This is a genomic window from Brevirhabdus sp. (assembly GCF_052826345.1).
In genome coordinates this window covers 1-15,641 of sequence record NZ_JBRBUA010000013.1, presented here as the reverse complement: position 1 = coordinate 15,641, position 15,641 = coordinate 1, and the positions used below count along the sequence as shown (strand labels likewise).

Genomic DNA, 15,641 nt, shown 5'->3' with positions numbered 1-15,641 from the left:
CTGCAATGGCCAGACTGCAACTGAAAAACGTCAACAAGCGTTGGGGCTCCTTCGTCGGCGTCGAGAATTTCGACCTCGATATCGCGGACCGGGAATTCCTGGTTCTGCTGGGGCCTTCGGGCTGCGGCAAGTCCACCACCATGCGGATGATCGCGGGGCTGGAGGATGTGACCGAGGGCGAGATCCTGTTCGACGACAAGGTCGTCAACAAGATGGAGCCGAAGGACCGCGACATCTCGATGGTGTTACAGTCCTACGGGCTTTACCCGAACCTCAGCGTCTACGAGAACATCCGCTTCCCGCTGCGCGTCCGCAAGGTGCCGAAGGAGAAGCACGACGAAATGGTGATGAACGCGGTTCGCATGACCGAACTCGAGGATTTCATGCACCGCCGCCCCGCCGAGCTGTCCGGCGGTCAACGCCAGCGGGTCGCTTTGGGCCGGGCCATCGTGCGCAAGCCCAACATCTTCCTGATGGACGAGCCGCTGTCCAACCTGGACGCCAAGCTGCGCGTCAGCACGCGGGCGCAGATCAAGAACCTGCAATCGAAGCTGAAGATCACCACCGTCTACGTGACCCACGACCAGATCGAGGCGATGACCCTGGCCGACCGCGTGGTGGTGATGAACAGGGGCAGGATCCAGCAGGTCGGCACGCCCACGGACATCTACGACAACCCCGCCAACACCTTCGTCGCCAGCTTCATCGGCTCGCCCGCGATGAACCTCGTCGAGGGCAGGCTCGAAAACGGCGTGTTCCAGGGCGACGGCATCCGGGTCGAGGGCCTGCCGACCGGGCCTTCGGGCGCGATCACGCTGGGCTTCCGCGCCGAGGACGCCGAGATCGTCGAAGACGACGGCCAGATCGCCGCGCCGATGTATTCGATCGAGCTTCTGGGCGAGGCCTCGATGATCACCTGGCGGCTGGGCGGTGCTCTGGTCTCGATCAAGACCCACAAGGATTTCCGCGCCGAGATCGGCGAGATGGTGCACGCGCGCATTCCCGCCGGGATCTGCCACCTGTTCGATACCGCCTCCGGAGAAAGGATCACACACGGATGACGTACGAAGAACAAGCCGAAGCCACCCGCCAGGTCATCATCCGGATGGAAGAGGCGCTCGGCGCCAATTCCGACGACATGGCGGCGCATTTCCACGAGGATTTCCGCTGGATGGGCAATCAGGGCTGCGGCACCAAACCCGACCTCGCGGCCTTTCGCAACAACTGGCAACTGCCGCTCCGCGCCGCCTTTACCGAGCGGGACTACAAGACCGAGAAGTTCATCTGCGAAGGCGAGTGGGCGTCCTGTTTCGGCCATATCGAAGCCACCCATTCCGGCCCTTTCATGGGCATCGAGGCCACCGGCAAGCGGGTGACGATCCCCTACATGGACTTCTGGAAAGTGAAGGACGGCAAGATCGCCGACAATTGGGTCTCGGTCGATTTCGCCCATGTGCTGGCCCAGCTGGGACGCGATGTGTTCGACGGGCAGGGATGGGAAGCCTTCGACCGCGGTGAGCGCGAAGCCCCCCGGCCCCACCCAGCGAAAACCGCGTCCCGGGCCTGACCCCGGACCTCATGGACCAAGAGGCCCCGGATCAGGTCCGGGGCGGGAGAACGCAAAATGACAAAGCAATACCTCAAACGCGGCAAGTCGGAGACCGACCGCGCCGAAGACGACGCCAAGACCGCCCGGGTGGTGGCCACGACGCTGAAGGATATCGAAAGCCGCGGCGACGCGGCGGTGCGCGATCTGGCCGTGAAGTTCGACAAATACGACCGCGACAGCTATCGCCTGAGCGAAGAGGAGATCGAGGCGATCATCGCCAAGGTCGGCCCGCAGGACCTCGAAGACATCAAGTTCGCGCAGGCGCAGGTGAAGAATTTCGCCCAGGCACAGCGCGACTCGATGCTGGATATCGAGGTGGAAACACTGCCCGGCGTCATCCTCGGTCACAAGAACATCCCCGTGCAATCCGTGGGCTGCTATGTCCCCGGCGGCAAGTTCCCGATGGTGGCCTCGGCGCATATGTCCGTGGCCACCGCGGCGGTCGCGGGCGTGCCGCGCATCGTCGCCTGCACGCCGCCCTTCAACGGCGAGCCGAACCCCGGCGTGATCGCCGCGATGCATCTGGGCGGCGCGCATGAGATCTACGTTCTGGGCGGCATCCAGGCGGTTGGCGCCATGGCGATCGGCACCGAAAGCATCGATCCGGTGCACCTGCTCGTCGGCCCCGGCAACGCCTTCGTGGCGGAAGCCAAGCGTCAGCTGTTCGGCCGCGTGGGCATCGATCTCTTCGCCGGGCCGACCGAGACCATGGTGATCGCCGACGAGACCGCCGCCGACGCCGAGCTTTGCGCCACCGACCTGCTGGGCCAGGCCGAACACGGCTACAACTCGCCCTGCGTGCTGCTGACCAACTCCGAAAAGCTGGCGAAGGAGACCCTGTCCGAGATCGACCGCCTGCTCGCCATCCTGCCCACCGCCGACACCGCGCGCGTCAGCTGGGAGGATTACGGCGAGGTGATCGTCTGCGACACCTATGACGAGATGCTGGAGGTCGCCGACGACATCGCCAGCGAGCACGTGCAGGTGATGACCGACCGCGACGACTGGTTTCTCGAAAACATGACCTGCTACGGCGCCTTGTTCCTCGGTCCGCGCACAAACGTGGCCAATGGGGACAAGGTGATCGGCACCAACCACACCCTGCCGACGAAAAAGGCGGGGCGTTATACCGGCGGGCTCTGGGTCGGCAAGTACCTGAAGACCCACAGCTACCAGAAGGTCATGACGGACGAGGCCGCGGCCCGGATCGGCGCCTATGGCTCGCGCCTGTGCCTGCTGGAGGGTTTTGTCGGCCATGCCGAGCAATGCAACGTGCGGGTCCGTCGCTATGGCGGTGTGAACGTGCCCTATGGGGCGCCCGCGCATCTGCCCGAAGCGGCGGAGTGAGTTGAGCGTGCGGGACCGAGGGGCCAGCCCCTCGTGCTCCCCGGGATATTTTCGAACCAGAGAAGGACCGGTCCCGTTCATGGATGTCCATAGTGCCAACAAGGCCCTGATCGCGCCGCTGCGGGCCGCGATGTATGATTTCGAAGAGGCCGCCGTGCGCGATGCGCTGGCCGGGGTCAGCACGTCCGACACGGCGTTCCGCCTGTGCCATCCCTTCGGCGACAGCATCGGGCCGGAGGCGTTCTACGACACCGCCTATCGCGGTCTGCTCGACGCCTGGCCCGATCTGGAGCGGCGCGATTACATCGTCATGGCCGGGCCCGATCAGGACGGCGCGAACTGGGTCGGGTGCGGCGGCTATTACACCGGGGTCTTTACCGGGCCGTGGCTCGACATCCCGCCGACCGGGCATCAGGCCACCATGCGGTTCCACGAGTTCTTTCGTATCGAGGCCGGCCGGGTGGTCGAGGTGCAGGCGGTCTGGGACATTCCCGAAGTCATGATGCAGGCGGGGGCCTGGCCTCTGGCGCCGTCGCTGGGGCTGGAGGTCCACGTGCCCGGTCCGGCGACACAGGATGGGCTGGTGCCCGGGCCGTTCGATGCGGGCAAGGCGCGTGCCTCGCAACAGCATATCGTCGACATGTTGGCCTGCATGAAAAGATACCCCAGCCAGGGCGGGCCGGAGGTGATGGAGCTTGAGCGCTTCTGGCACCCGCGCATGAACTGGTACGGGCCTGCGGGCATCGGCACCGCGCGCGGCATCGCGGGGTTCCGCAACTGGCACCAGATCCCGTTTCTGACGGCCATGCCGGACCGGGGGCAGCATTCGGACGAGACGCATCACCATTTCTTCGGCGACGGCGACTATGCCGGTGTGACCGGCTGGCCAAACATGGCGCAGACGGTCAAGCATGGCGGCTGGCTGGGCATTGCCCCATTGAACAGGAAGATCACCATGCGCAGCCTGGATTTCTGGCGGCTGGAGGATGGCCGCATCCGCGAAAACTGGGTGCTGGTCGATCTGCTGCACGCCTATGACCAGCTGGGTGTCGACGTCTTTGCCCGGCTGCGCGAGTTCAACAAGGCCCGCAATATCGGGCGCATCACCATTCCGGACGGTATGAGCCAATGACAAACCTGCCCCGCACCCCCTCCTTTCGTCTCGATGGCAGGCGCGCCCTCGTGACCGGAGCCTCTTCCGGCATCGGTCAGGCCTGCGCGGTGGCCCTGGCCGAGGCAGGCGCGCATGTGATCTGTGCCGCGCGGGGGCTGGACCGGCTGCAAGACACGGTGGCGGCGATGCAGGCCGAAGGCTGGTCGGCCGAGGCGCTGGCGCTGGACATCGGCGATCTCGACGCGATGACCGGCGCGCTGGCGGGCCAGAAGCTCGATGTGGTGGTCAACTCCGCCGGGCTGGCACGCCACGGCCCGGCGCTGGAAACCACAGCAGAGGATTTCGACGCGGTGATGGGGGTGAACCTGCGGGCGGCCTATTTCCTGTCGGTCGCGGCGGCGAAGAGCATGGCCGGGACCGGCGGTTCGATCATCCACATCAGCAGTCAGATGGGTCACGTCGGCGGCATCGACCGGGCCGTCTATTGCGCGTCGAAACACGGGCTGGAAGGCATGATCAAGTCTATGGCAATCGAATGGGGGAAACGTCAGATCCGCATCAATTCCATCTGCCCGACCTTCATCCGCACGCCCCTGACGGCAGACACGTTCGACAAGCCCGAGCGCGTCGCCTGGATCAGGGAAAAGATCAAGCTGGGCCGCGTCGGTGAGGTCGAGGACATCATGGGGGCGGTGCTCTATCTGGCCTCTGATGCCTCGTCTCTGGTAACCGGCAGCTCCATGCTGATCGACGGGGGCTGGACGGCGGATTGATGGCAAGCGAACGCATTACATCATTGCAGGTGGCGCAGCGCGCCGGGGTCAGCCAGTCGGCGGTGAGCCGGGTGTTCACGCCCGGCGCCAGCGTCTCCAAGGCGACCCGGGAAAAGGTGATGCGGGCGGCCGACGCGCTGGGGTACCGGCCGAACGTGCTCGCCCGCGCGATGATCACCGGCAAGAGCCGGATCATCGGGCTGGTCGTGGCCTATCTGAACAACCAGTTCTATCCGGAGGTGGTGGAGCGCCTGTCAGTGGCGCTTCAGGACAAGGGCTATCACGTGCTGGTCTTCATCTCGCGCAACACGGCCGCGGACGTGCAGAAGGTGATGACCGAAATCCTTGACTATCAGGTGGACGGCATCGTGCTGGCCTCGGTCTCGATGTCGTCGGAACTGGCCAAGCGCTGCCATGAGCACGGCATTCCGGTGGTGCTGTTCAACCGCGTGCAGGACGATCCGGGGATGTCGTCTGTCGCCACCAACAATCACCTCGGCGGGCGGACCATCGCGGCGCATTTCGCCGCCGCCGCCCATCGCCGGATCGGTTATATCGCCGGCATGGAGCAAGCCTCGACCCAGCGCGACCGCGAGGCAGGCTTTCGCGAAGGGCTGAGGGAGGCGGGACTTTCGCTGGCGGCGCGCGAGCTGGGCAACTTCGAATACGGACAGGCACGTGCGGCCGCGCTGGAGATGTTTGCCGGGCGCGATTTTCCCGATGCGGTCTTCGTCTGCAACGATTACATGGCCTTTGCGGTAATGGATGTGATCCGGTCGAAGCTGGGGCTGCGCATCCCCGAAGACGTGGCGGTGGCCAGTTTCGACGACGTGCCCATCGCCGCCTGGCCCGCCTATGACCTGACCAGCTATCGCCAGCCCATCAACCGGTTGGTGGCCGGAACCGTGGATATCCTGATGCGCCGGATCGAGGACCGCGACGCGGCGCCCGAACACGTCAAGCTCGACGGCGAGTTGATGCTGCGCGGCTCAACCATCAACGCGGGGGAAAGCTGAATGCGCGGATTTGATCCGAAGTGGCAGGACGTGCCGCATTACATCATCGGCATCACCAAGCAGATCTGGGAAGACCGTGAGATCGGGTCGCTGCGGCAGCTTTATGCCCCGGGGCTGATCGTGCGCTCGCCCGCTTCGGTGGTGCAGGACAACAGCAACGTGATTGCCGCCACCATGGCGACCCTGGCGGAGTTTCCCGACCGCGAGCTTCTGGGCGAAGACGTGATCTGGTGCGACGACCCGGAGGGCGCGACCGAGAGTTCCGACGCGTTTCTGTCCTCGCACCGGCTGATCTGCACCGCGACGCACAGCCATCCCGGCATGTACGGCGCGCCCACCGGCAGGCGCGTGACCTATCGCATTCTCGCCGACTGCGCGATCCGCGACGGCGCGGTCTATGACGAATGGCTGGTGCGCGACCAGTCGGCAATCGTGGCGCGGATGGGCTTTGACGTGAAGGACTGGACCCGCGACCTGATCGCGCGCGAAGGCGGCGCGGAAGCCTGCGTCAGGCCGATGACGCCCGCGACGGACGTGGCGGGCCCATATGACCGGCGCGGCAACGACAACGAATGGGGGCAGCGCTATGCCGATGTGCTCGGCTCCATCATGGCCGCCGACATGGATGTGATCCCGCGCGCCTATGACCGGGCGGTGAGCCTGCACTATCCGGGCGGGCAGGACGGGCTGGGCTGGGGCGATGCCGATCTGTTCTGGATGGGGCTGCGCGCCGCCCTTCCCCATGCCGAGTTCAAGGTCGAGCATGTGGTGGGCCGTGACGACCCGCTGATGCCGCCGCGTGCCGCCGTCCGCTGGAGCCTGCACGGCAAGCATTCCGGCTGGGGCCGCTTTGGCCGCCCCACCGGCGCCGAGGTCTATGTCATGGGGATCAGCCATGCCGAGTTCGGCCCCTTCGCGGGCAATGGCCCCTGGGGCGAACCCACCGTGCGCCGCGAATTCACCCTGATCGACGAAACCGCGATCTGGAAACAGATCCTTCTGCAAACGGGGCACCACGAATGAAGGCGTTTTCCAACCAGTTCAAGGACCTGCCCGATTACATCCTGAAGATCACCAAGGAGATCTGGGAGGACCGCGGGCTTGCCACGCTGCACCACTACTATGGCAAGGATATCCCCATGCGCTTTCCTTCGGGGCTGGCGCAGGGCAATGCAGGCGTCATCGACGGCACGCTGGCGACGTTGGCGGAATTTCCCGACCGGCAGCTTCTGGGCGAGGATGTGATCTGGTCCGAAGGGCCGGAAGAGGGACGTTATCTGTCCTCGCACCGGATCGTCACCACCGGCACCCACACCGGGCATGGCGCCTTCGGCCCGCCCACCGGCAAGAGCTTCGTCATCCGGGTGATCGCCGATTGCGCCGCAAAGGCCGACGTGATCGACGACGAATGGCTGATCCGCGATGTCGGCGGCATCGCGCGGCAGCTGGGATGGGACCCGGCGGAATATGCCCGTTATCAGATCGAGGCCGAGGGCGGGGCGGAGAGCTGTCAGCGCCCCTTCCATCCCCACCACGACGTTGCGGGCCCCTACACCGGGCGGGGCAACGACAACGCATGGGGCACGCGGCTGGCGGACATCCTGACCCGGATCATGGACAAGGACTTCACCGTCATCCGCGAACAATACGACCGCGCCGTGCGGACCGAGCATTGGGGCGCACGCGGCGGCTGGTCCCACGATTTCGCCGAGACCGACTGGATGCGCCTGCGCTCGTCTTTTCCGACCGCGAAATTCGAGATCCATCACCAGATCGGCCGTTCCGATCCCGGCACGCCGAACCGTGCCGCGGTGCGCTGGTCATTGACCGGCAAGCACTCGGGTCACGGTTTTTTCGGCGCGCCCACGGGGGCGGAAGTTCATGTGATGGGCGCGACCCATGCCGAATGGGGCGAATGGGGCCTGCGACGCGAGTTCACCCTGATCGACGAGGTCGCCATCTGGAAACAGATCCACCTGCACACCTGCGCGCGCGCATGAGAGCGAGCGCACCGCATCTGAGCGCACGGCACGGTTATCTGGCAAGCCTGCGCGCCCGCCGGTTGAACAACCGTCCTCCGGGACGCTGAGCAAATCCCGCCCGATTTGTTCAACCGCCGCGGCCCGCAAGGCCCGGCAACACCAAGGAAGACCCTGATGACACAACACGACATGACCGCCCGCATTGTCCGCTACGGCGAACTCAAGCCCTGCAAGACCGCCTTCATCGACGCCCATACGCCGGGCAGCGACCAGAAGGAGAACTTCACCATCATCGGCGGCGGCGTCAGCGAAAGCCCCGATCAGCACGTCCACATCACCGAACCGCACGGCTTCAACATCGGCGCCGCCGGGCAGCCGCCGCATTGCCGCAACTCGCTGCACAACCACCGCACGGCCGAGGTCTTCTTCATCCTGTCGGGCCGCTGGCGCTTCTTCTGGGGCGAAAAGGGCGACGCGGGCGAGATCATCCTCGAAGAGGGCGACATCTTCAACATCCCCACCAACATCTTCCGCGGGTTCGAAAACGTCGGCACCGATTACGGGATGATCATGGCGATCCTCGGCGGCGACGATGCCGGCGGCGGCGTGATCTGGGCGCCGCATGTGATCGAGGACGCCAAGGCGCACGGGCTGATCCTCGGCGACAACGGCAAGCTCTACGACAGCAAGAAGGACGAGAGCCTCCCCGAGGGGGTGAAGCCGATGCCGCTGCTGACGCAGGGCGAGCTCGCCAAGGTCGACCGTCCGACCGGGGCCGAGGTGGTGAGCGGTCATGTCAGGCGGTATCTGGACATGGTGGCGCTGGCGAATGACGGCCCGGTCAAGGTGATCGGCGAGACGGGCTTGATGCGCGACAAGCCGGGGTTCGAGGTCGATTTCGTGACCCGCGCCAATGCCCCCGAGGACCTGCACGCGCATGACAAGCCCTCGGTGCTGATGCCGGTCAAAGGCCACTGGCGCGTCGACTGGGACGGCGGCAGCACCACGCTTGCGCCCGGCGACACGATGAGCATCCCGGAGGGTTTGCGCCACAGCGCGGCGCCTTCGATGACCGGCGAGGCCGCGCTTTACCGTGTCATCGCCACCGACGATCCGGCCGGCCCGACCTGGCGCGGCTGAGATGAGCATCGCCGATCCCGAGAGCACCCGCGCCGTCTATGACGCCGGGGCCGAAGCCTATGATGCGCAGCGGTCGCGATCGCTGTTCGAAGCGCGCTGGCTGGCGCGTTTCGCGGCCTGCCTGCCCGCGGGAGGCCAAGTGCTCGACCTCGGCTGCGGCGCGGGCGAGCCGATCGCGCGGTGGTTTCTGGCGGAAGGCTTCCGGCTGACGGGGGTGGATGTCGCCCCCGCCATGCTGGATATCGCCCGGCGCCGCTGGCCGGAGGTGGACTGGCACGAAGCCGACATGCGCAGACTCGACCTCGGGCAGCGTTTCGACGGGATCGTGGCCTGGGACAGCCTGTTTCATCTGACAGCCGAAGACCAGCGCCACATGATTTCCCGTATCGCGGACCATCTGCGCCCCGGGGGAACCCTGCTAGCGACGGTCGGCCCCAGCGCAGCCGAGACCAAGGGTATGGTGGCAGACCGGCCCGTCTATCACGCCAGCCTGTCGCCAGCCGGATACGCGCAGCTGCTGGAGGACCACGGCCTGCGGCTCACCGGCTTTCTGGCGGAAGACCCCGAGTGCAACAGCCACAGCGTGCTGATGGCGCGCAAGGAGGAGGAATGACCATGCCCATCAAGACAACCCACGTCGGTTCCCTGCCGCGCAGCCAGAAGGTGGTGGATTTCATTTTCGCCCGCGAAAACGGCGAGGATTACGATGCGAAAGCCTTCGACGCCGCCATGACCGAGGCGGTGAGCGAAACCGTCCGCAAACAGGCCGGGGCGGGCATCGACATCGTCTCGGACGGCGAGACGTCGAAGATCTCCTACGCCACCTACGTCAAGGATCGCTACACCGGCTTCGGCGGCGACAGCCCGCGCAACGCGCCGGCGGATCTGAAGCGGTTTCCCACCTTCCTCAGACGCATTGCCGACGAGGGCGGCACGCCGCAATACGCGCGGCCGATGTGCGTGGGCGAGGTCAAATCCAAGGGCCAGGGCGAGCTCGAGACCGACATCGCCAACCTGAAGGCGGCCATGAACACGCATGGGGTCGCGCGCGGCTTCATGAACGCGGCCTCGCCCGGCGTGATCTCGCTGTTCCTGCAGAACGATTACTACAAGACCCGCGACGCCTATCTGGCCGCGCTTGCCGATGCGATGAAGGCGGAATACGAGACCATCGTCGCCTCCGGCCTCGATCTGCAACTGGACTGCCCCGACCTCGCACTCAGTCGGCACATGCTGTTCAACGAGCTCACGGATGCGGAGTTCGTCAAGGTGGCCGCGAGCCACGTCGAGGCGCTGAACCACGCGCTCTCGGATGTGCCGCAGGACAAGGTGCGCATCCACATCTGCTGGGGCAACTACGAAGGCCCGCATGTCTGCGACATTCCGATGGCCAAGATGTTCGACACGCTGATGGCCGCCAAGGCGCGCTATGTGCTGTTCGAAACGTCGAACCCCCGTCACGGCCATGAATGGACGGTGTTCCGCGACCGCAAGGCCGATATTCCCGACGACAAGGTGCTGGTGCCCGGCGTGGTCGACACCACGACGAATTTCGTTGAACACCCGGATCTGGTCGCACAGCGCATCGCGCGGTTCACCGATATCGTCGGCTCCGAGCGGGTGATCGCCGGGTCGGACTGCGGTTTCGGCACCTTCGCGGGCTACGGCGCAGTCGATCCCGAGATCGCCTATGCCAAACTGGGTGCCCTGGCCGAGGGGGCAAAGATCGCCTCATGATTCCGCTTGTCCTGCTGCCCGGCATGATGTGCGATGCGCGGCTCTACGCGCCGCAGATCGCCGCGCTTTCCGGCACCCGTGCGGTTCATTGCGCGCCCATCGGCGCGCATGACACGGTGGAAGCGCTCGCCGCGGAGATACTGGATCACGCGCCGCCACGTTTCGCGCTCGCGGGCCTCAGCATGGGCGGCATCGTCGCCATGGAGATGTCGCGGCAGGCACCGGAGCGCGTGAAGGGAATGGCGCTGCTCGACACCAATCCCAAGGCCGAAACCGATGCGGTACGCGCTCGCCGCCAGCCGCAGATGGACAAGGTCCGCGACGGCCGGCTGTCGCTGGTGATGCGCGACGAGATGAAGCCCAACTACCTGACCAATGGGCCGCGCCGGGCCGAGATCCTCGATCTGTGCATGGCGATGGCACTGTCGCTGGGCGAGGAGGTCTTTCTCAACCAATCGCGCGCACTGGCCCATCGCCCCGATCAACAGAACACGCTGCGCGCCTATGAGGGACCGGCACTGGTGCTCTGCGGGCGCGATGATGCGCTCTGCCCGGTGGCACGGCACGAGTTGATGCATGATCTGATCGCGGGCAGCACCCTGCGCGTCATCGATGGCGCGGGGCACCTGCCGACCCTGGAACAACCTGACGAGACCACCGCCGCGCTGGCGGCCTGGCTGGAGCAAACCGATGGACGATAAACTTCTGACACTCTTGCGCAGCGTCGACACGCCGACCGTCTGCAATGCCATCGAGGTGGCGCAAGGCCAGCGCGGTTTCAACGGTTTCACGCGCGGCACGATGCTGTGTTCCGACCCCGAGGCGCCTGCGGTCGTGGGCTATGCGGTGACCGCGAAGATCTCGGCTCTGGCCCTGCCGACCGAGCCCGCGGAGGTGATCCGCACCCGCCGCATGGCCTATTACAAGGCGATGGCCGAGGGCCCCAAACCCTCGCTCGCGGTGGTCGAGGACGTGGACTTTCCCGATTGCATCGGCGCCTACTGGGGCGAGGTCAATACCGCGGTCCACAAGGGCTTCGGCATGTCGGGCGCGCTGACCAACGGCGTGATGCGCGACCTGGGCGACCTTGCGCCGGGATTTCCGGTCATCGCGGGTTCGGTCGGTCCGAGCCACGGCTTCGTGCATGTCACCGAACTGGGCACGCCGGTCACGGTGTTCGGCCTCACCGTACGGCCCGGAGACCTCGTCCATGCCGACCGTCATGGCGCGGTCGTGATCCCGGCCGACATCGTGGATCGGATCGCGGCAGCCATCGACAAGATGCAGAGCACCGAACATCTGGTGCTCGGTCCGGCGCGCGAAGAGGGATTCGATTTCGACAAGTTCGAAGCCGCCTGGACCGCGTTCGAAAAAGCCCGAACCTGAGAGCGCGAACCGACTTTCGGGCAGGTCGGTGTGCGGCGCTCAGCCCATGAGGCGTTTGCGGCGTTCCTTCATGCGCACGTTGGCCTCGGGGGTGCCGTCGTGGAAGGATCCGAAGAGCTTGTCCCAGGGCACTTCCAGCGAGCCGTAATTGCACTCGAAATAGCGATGGTGCATCTGGTGGTGGAAGGTGCCCAGCTTCAGCCGGTCCCGGTCGCGCATCAGCAGAGCCTCATAGCCTGAATGCGTGGTCGCGGCGGTCAGCGCCAGATACTGCATGTGATAGATGATGTGGACCGGGTTCGCAGGCACGATCCAGTGGATCATCACCGAACCCAGAAAGATCACATGCTCGACCGGATGCATCGACATGCCCGACCAGGGGCCGACGTTGATATTGCGGTGGTGCAGCGAATGCACCCGCTTGTAGAGCGGCGGCCAGTGCAGCGCGCGGTGGATCAGGTAGAAGTAGAAGCTCTCCCACAGCGGGATCAGCAGGAACAGCAGGACGAACCAGACCGGGCTGTCCGCCCAGCTCAGGACAGGCGCCCAGCCATTGGCCATCGCCCAGAAGAACAGACACTCATAGGCGGTCCAGACGGTCACGCCGCTGACCAGCGTCCAGAACATGTTGTCGCGGATTTGCCCGCCCAGGGTGAACTGCCTGCCCTTGACCATCAGCGGACGCGGGTCGTAGCGCAGCTTCTTGCCCTGCGCGTTGAAGCGATAGAAGTAGAGGTGCAGCCCGCCGGCCACCAGCGTCATAAGCACGATGTTGCGCAGCCAGACTTGGGCGATCCAGCCCGGCGCGAGGGTCTGCGTCACCTCGAGCGGCGGCTGCGTCAGGGCCATCGTGGCAAAGGCGATGCCGACGATGATCAGGCGTTCGGAAATCAGGAACCAGCTGTCCCAGATCCAGCGCAGGATCGCGCCGGGACGCGGCGGCCATTGAAACAGCGGAGAGACTTCGATCGGCACCTTGGGCGTGTGGTTCCAACCGGGCAGCGAGGGTTTCGGGTCGGCGGAAGCAGTCATGGTGTGCTCCTTGTTGATCTGCCTCCACCCTGCCACCGTTGTTAAACCACGAAAAACAGAATATTCAAAACAACAAAGCCTGATTTATAGAGGTATCCGCCGTGCCCCTGTCCCTGCGTGCCATGCGCTATGCCCGCACCGCCATCCTGCGCGGCAGCATCGCCGCGGCGGCGCAGGAGTTGAACGTGGCGGCCTCGGCGGTCTCGGTCGCGATCGATCAGGCCGAGGAGGCTTTCGGCATCACGCTGGTCACGCGGGCCCGGGCCAAGGGCATCTCGCCCACCTCCGCCGGCCGCGTCATCCTGCGGCGGATGGAGGATCTGCTGGATCGCTACGATGCCATGCTCGCCGACGGCGCGGACATGCGCACCAGCCTGTCGGGCGTGCTCAAGATCGGCTACTACGCACCGATTGCCCCGGCCTTCCTGCCGAAGATCATGCATGCGTTGATGGTGGAAAACCCGGGCCTGAGCCTGTCGCTGGAGGAATGTGACAACGCCCGTGCCCAGGAGGGGCTGCTCGAGGGCAGTTTCGATGTCATCCTCTTTGTCTCGGACGCGCCGGTGCCGCAGATCGTCGTCGAGCGGCTGATCCACGCGCCGACCTACTGCCTGTGCAGCGCGGGCCACGCCTTCGCGGAGCGCGGCTCGGTCACGCTCTCCGAGTTGGCCGACGAGCCGCTGGTCATCCTCGACCGTCCTGTGGCCAAGAGCCATTACCTGGACCTGCTCGAAAGCAGCGGCAAGCCGGTTTCGGTGGTGGCGACCGTCAACTCGACCGAAATGGTCAGGGCGCTGGTGGGCACGGGGCTGGGCTGTTCGATGCTGAACATGCGCCCTGCACCCGACCTCACCTATGCGGGCGACGGCACTCGCTGCCTGCCGATCAGAGACAGCGCGGGCGGGCTGGCCCTGTCGCTCGGCCACGCCCCCGGCCCGCGCCGCCGCGTGGTGCAGGCCTTTGCAGAGGCCTGCCACGCCTTCTTCGACACGCCCGAGGGCCGGGCGCTCATCGTCGAGGGTTAGCGACGCCCTGGATCAGGCGTTCTTGAGCACTTCGGCAAGCACCGCGTCATCCATGTGGACCGCATGCGCCTTCTCGGGAAACCGTTGCTCGGTCACATCCTCCATGTACTCACGATAGGCCGCAACGCGCTCGGCCTGCAAACGCTCACGCTCGGCCGTGAAGTTGCGGTAGACCTTGGCGTGGCGCGGGATGTGCCCGCTGTTGTCGCCCAGAAGATCGGCCGAGAAAAGATACTGTGCGTCACAGTCGCTGCCCGAGCCCAGCGAGATCGTCAACATGGCGCTGCGTTCGGTTATAGCGGCGGCAAGATTGGCCGGCACGACCTCCAGTTCCACCGCGAAGGCGCCGGCGTTCTCGAAGTCTCGCACCGCCTGCAATACGTCGCGCGCCTGCTCCGGCGTCTTGCCGACCGAGCGGAACCCCCCGGTCCATGTGGCCTTTGGCGGCACGAGCCCGACATGGCAGATTACCGGCACGCCCTCGCGGGCCAGCACCTCGACGATGGCGGGGCTCATCCCGCAATAAACCGACTGCGCCCCGGCCTGCATCGCCTGCATGGCATCCCGCAGGGCCTCGGACGCCGAGGCGTGCTTGCCCCAGGGCAGACCGAACTGGAAATGCGTGCCCTTGGCCAGCCCGGCGAAATGCGCACGCTCGGGAATGAAGGCAGTGCCGATCATGTCCATCCCGGCCTCGGCCGCGGCGATCACCTCTGCATCGCACGCGGCCTGCACATAGGCCAGTTTGCGTTTGCCCTTACAGGCGAGAAGGTCGTGAACGGTCAGGCCCTGAAAGCTCATGGATAGGATGTCCTTTATGCTGCGATTAAACTAGTGATCGGCGCGTCATGGCAGCCGGGTCATGGGACCCGAACCGTTTTGCGCCTTGCCCAGGACATGTGCCGGTCGAGTCTGAAACCTGGGTATGAGGGCGGAAGATAAAGAGTTCTCATCGCAAGAAAAACAGTTTTAATCGCACAAAAAAAACTGAAAAGCAGATGTTAATATACACCCTGCATGCATGAAATATCATTGATTTCCACGTATGTGCCGTCTCCATTATTTCATCGAGATCCTGGCCACTCAGGCTCCGAACACCTCAACGGCAAACAAAAACGGCTATCGGTCACGTCCGTCAAGGTGGTGTAATTTCCCGGGTGGCCTGAGGGCATGATCAGGCGGCCTGGGTTGTGATGCTGAGAATTGGGTCTGAATAGCCCCGTGTCTTGTGGACACCTTCTTCGCTAATTTTGAGGCAAGGAGGCCATGATGAGCAGCAACAGGTTCAGCGACGAGTTCAAGCGGGATGCGGTCGCGCAGATCACCGAGCGAGGCTACCCGGTCAGGGAGGTGTCGCAGCGGCTGGGGGTCAGCCCGTATTCGCTCTACTGAGCTACTCCCCGTCTCTTGGACAGGATCTGGCATGATTTAAGCTACTCGTTGCACCTGCTGACCGGGTTGGTTGCTATCATTTCTCTGC

At 65.1% G+C, this 15,641-nt stretch carries 16 protein-coding genes and 1 pseudogene; 15 read left to right on the top strand and 2 right to left on the bottom strand.

Annotated elements, in window-relative coordinates:
• The first annotated feature begins 5 nt into the window (after positions 1-5).
• The 13 genes from ACU0BR_RS01530 to ACU0BR_RS01470 all read left to right on the top strand — a co-directional run bounded on the left by ACU0BR_RS01530 (position 6) and on the right by ACU0BR_RS01470 (position 12,104).
• Positions 6-1,061 (top strand): ABC transporter ATP-binding protein, encoded by a 1,056-nt coding sequence (locus tag ACU0BR_RS01530; RefSeq protein ID WP_446155075.1) that lies wholly within the window; start codon positions 6-8, stop codon positions 1,059-1,061.
• Positions 1,058-1,567 carry an ester cyclase gene (locus tag ACU0BR_RS01525; protein WP_446155074.1) on the top strand — a complete coding sequence of 170 codons (510 nt, stop codon included), beginning with the start codon at positions 1,058-1,060 and terminating at the stop codon, positions 1,565-1,567. Before ACU0BR_RS01530 ends, ACU0BR_RS01525 begins: the two co-directional genes overlap by 4 nt.
• 57 nt (positions 1,568-1,624) lie before the next feature.
• Entirely contained in the window at positions 1,625-2,956 is a 1,332-nt protein-coding gene (gene hisD / locus ACU0BR_RS01520; protein ID WP_446155073.1) for a histidinol dehydrogenase, read from the top strand.
• A 79-nt stretch (positions 2,957-3,035) separates the two neighbouring features.
• A complete protein-coding gene (locus ACU0BR_RS01515) occupies positions 3,036-4,088 on the top strand; it encodes an ester cyclase (protein WP_446155072.1) in 1,053 nt (350 codons plus the stop codon).
• Entirely contained in the window at positions 4,085-4,843 is a 759-nt protein-coding gene (locus ACU0BR_RS01510) for an SDR family NAD(P)-dependent oxidoreductase (protein ID WP_446155071.1), read from the top strand. The genes ACU0BR_RS01515 and ACU0BR_RS01510 overlap by 4 nt, the downstream gene beginning before the upstream one ends.
• A complete protein-coding gene (locus ACU0BR_RS01505; protein WP_446155070.1) occupies positions 4,843-5,859 on the top strand; it encodes a LacI family DNA-binding transcriptional regulator in 1,017 nt (338 codons plus the stop codon). The genes ACU0BR_RS01510 and ACU0BR_RS01505 overlap by 1 nt, the downstream gene beginning before the upstream one ends.
• Complete coding sequence (locus ACU0BR_RS01500; RefSeq protein ID WP_446155069.1) at positions 5,860-6,882, top strand: nuclear transport factor 2 family protein; 1,023 nt, start codon at positions 5,860-5,862, stop codon at positions 6,880-6,882.
• Positions 6,879-7,859 carry an ester cyclase gene (locus ACU0BR_RS01495; RefSeq protein WP_446155068.1) on the top strand — a complete coding sequence of 327 codons (981 nt, stop codon included), beginning with the start codon at positions 6,879-6,881 and terminating at the stop codon, positions 7,857-7,859. The genes ACU0BR_RS01500 and ACU0BR_RS01495 overlap by 4 nt, the downstream gene beginning before the upstream one ends.
• Before the next feature lie 156 nt (positions 7,860-8,015).
• Positions 8,016-8,981: a cupin domain-containing protein gene (locus tag ACU0BR_RS01490; protein ID WP_446155067.1), complete on the top strand. Its 966-nt coding sequence runs from the start codon at positions 8,016-8,018 to the stop codon at positions 8,979-8,981.
• 1 nt (position 8,982) lies between these two features.
• Complete coding sequence (locus ACU0BR_RS01485) at positions 8,983-9,594, top strand: class I SAM-dependent DNA methyltransferase (RefSeq protein WP_446155066.1); 612 nt, start codon at positions 8,983-8,985, stop codon at positions 9,592-9,594.
• A gap of 2 nt (positions 9,595-9,596) precedes the next feature.
• Entirely contained in the window at positions 9,597-10,718 is a 1,122-nt protein-coding gene (locus tag ACU0BR_RS01480; RefSeq protein ID WP_446155065.1) for a cobalamin-independent methionine synthase II family protein, read from the top strand.
• Positions 10,715-11,419: an alpha/beta fold hydrolase gene (locus tag ACU0BR_RS01475; protein WP_446155064.1), complete on the top strand. Its 705-nt coding sequence runs from the start codon at positions 10,715-10,717 to the stop codon at positions 11,417-11,419. Before ACU0BR_RS01480 ends, ACU0BR_RS01475 begins: the two co-directional genes overlap by 4 nt.
• Positions 11,409-12,104 (top strand): RraA family protein, encoded by a 696-nt coding sequence (locus ACU0BR_RS01470; RefSeq protein ID WP_446155063.1) that lies wholly within the window; start codon positions 11,409-11,411, stop codon positions 12,102-12,104. Before ACU0BR_RS01475 ends, ACU0BR_RS01470 begins: the two co-directional genes overlap by 11 nt.
• 39 nt (positions 12,105-12,143) lie before the next feature.
• Here the strand turns inward: ACU0BR_RS01470 and ACU0BR_RS01465 are convergent, their stop codons facing one another.
• Complete coding sequence (locus ACU0BR_RS01465; RefSeq protein ID WP_446155062.1) at positions 12,144-13,136, bottom strand: sterol desaturase family protein; 993 nt, start codon at positions 13,134-13,136, stop codon at positions 12,144-12,146.
• A gap of 101 nt (positions 13,137-13,237) precedes the next feature.
• Between ACU0BR_RS01465 and ACU0BR_RS01460 the strand changes: the two genes are divergently transcribed.
• A complete protein-coding gene (locus ACU0BR_RS01460) occupies positions 13,238-14,161 on the top strand; it encodes a LysR family transcriptional regulator (protein WP_446155061.1) in 924 nt (307 codons plus the stop codon).
• A gap of 12 nt (positions 14,162-14,173) precedes the next feature.
• Here the strand turns inward: ACU0BR_RS01460 and ACU0BR_RS01455 are convergent, their stop codons facing one another.
• Entirely contained in the window at positions 14,174-14,962 is a 789-nt protein-coding gene (locus ACU0BR_RS01455; protein WP_446155060.1) for a 3-methyl-2-oxobutanoate hydroxymethyltransferase, read from the bottom strand.
• Between the two features lie 465 nt (positions 14,963-15,427).
• On the opposite strand from ACU0BR_RS01455, the pseudogene ACU0BR_RS01450 reads away from it, so the two are divergent.
• Positions 15,428-15,550 (top strand): annotated as a pseudogene (locus ACU0BR_RS01450) (transposase); the annotation flags it as partial.
• Between the last annotated feature and the right edge of the window lie 91 nt (positions 15,551-15,641).

Bases quoted from the DNA above. Each gene is read 5' to 3' on its own strand.
- ACU0BR_RS01510 (WP_446155071.1), top strand. From the start codon at position 4,085: ATGACAAACCTGCCCCGCACCCCCTCCTTTCGTCTCGATGGCAGGCGC.
- hisD (WP_446155073.1), top strand. From the start codon at position 1,625: ATGACAAAGCAATACCTCAAACGCGGCAAGTCGGAGACCGACCGCGCC.
- ACU0BR_RS01515 (WP_446155072.1), top strand. From the start codon at position 3,036: ATGGATGTCCATAGTGCCAACAAGGCCCTGATCGCGCCGCTGCGGGCC.
- ACU0BR_RS01495 (WP_446155068.1), top strand. From the start codon at position 6,879: ATGAAGGCGTTTTCCAACCAGTTCAAGGACCTGCCCGATTACATCCTG.
- ACU0BR_RS01525 (WP_446155074.1), top strand. From the start codon at position 1,058: ATGACGTACGAAGAACAAGCCGAAGCCACCCGCCAGGTCATCATCCGG.
- ACU0BR_RS01455 (WP_446155060.1), bottom strand. From the start codon at position 14,962: ATGAGCTTTCAGGGCCTGACCGTTCACGACCTTCTCGCCTGTAAGGGC.
- ACU0BR_RS01500 (WP_446155069.1), top strand. From the start codon at position 5,860: ATGCGCGGATTTGATCCGAAGTGGCAGGACGTGCCGCATTACATCATC.
- ACU0BR_RS01480 (WP_446155065.1), top strand. From the start codon at position 9,597: ATGCCCATCAAGACAACCCACGTCGGTTCCCTGCCGCGCAGCCAGAAG.
- ACU0BR_RS01465 (WP_446155062.1), bottom strand. From the start codon at position 13,136: ATGACTGCTTCCGCCGACCCGAAACCCTCGCTGCCCGGTTGGAACCAC.
- ACU0BR_RS01485 (WP_446155066.1), top strand. From the start codon at position 8,983: ATGAGCATCGCCGATCCCGAGAGCACCCGCGCCGTCTATGACGCCGGG.
- ACU0BR_RS01470 (WP_446155063.1), top strand. From the start codon at position 11,409: ATGGACGATAAACTTCTGACACTCTTGCGCAGCGTCGACACGCCGACC.
- ACU0BR_RS01530 (WP_446155075.1), top strand. From the start codon at position 6: ATGGCCAGACTGCAACTGAAAAACGTCAACAAGCGTTGGGGCTCCTTC.
- ACU0BR_RS01475 (WP_446155064.1), top strand. From the start codon at position 10,715: ATGATTCCGCTTGTCCTGCTGCCCGGCATGATGTGCGATGCGCGGCTC.
- ACU0BR_RS01490 (WP_446155067.1), top strand. From the start codon at position 8,016: ATGACACAACACGACATGACCGCCCGCATTGTCCGCTACGGCGAACTC.
- ACU0BR_RS01505 (WP_446155070.1), top strand. From the start codon at position 4,843: ATGGCAAGCGAACGCATTACATCATTGCAGGTGGCGCAGCGCGCCGGG.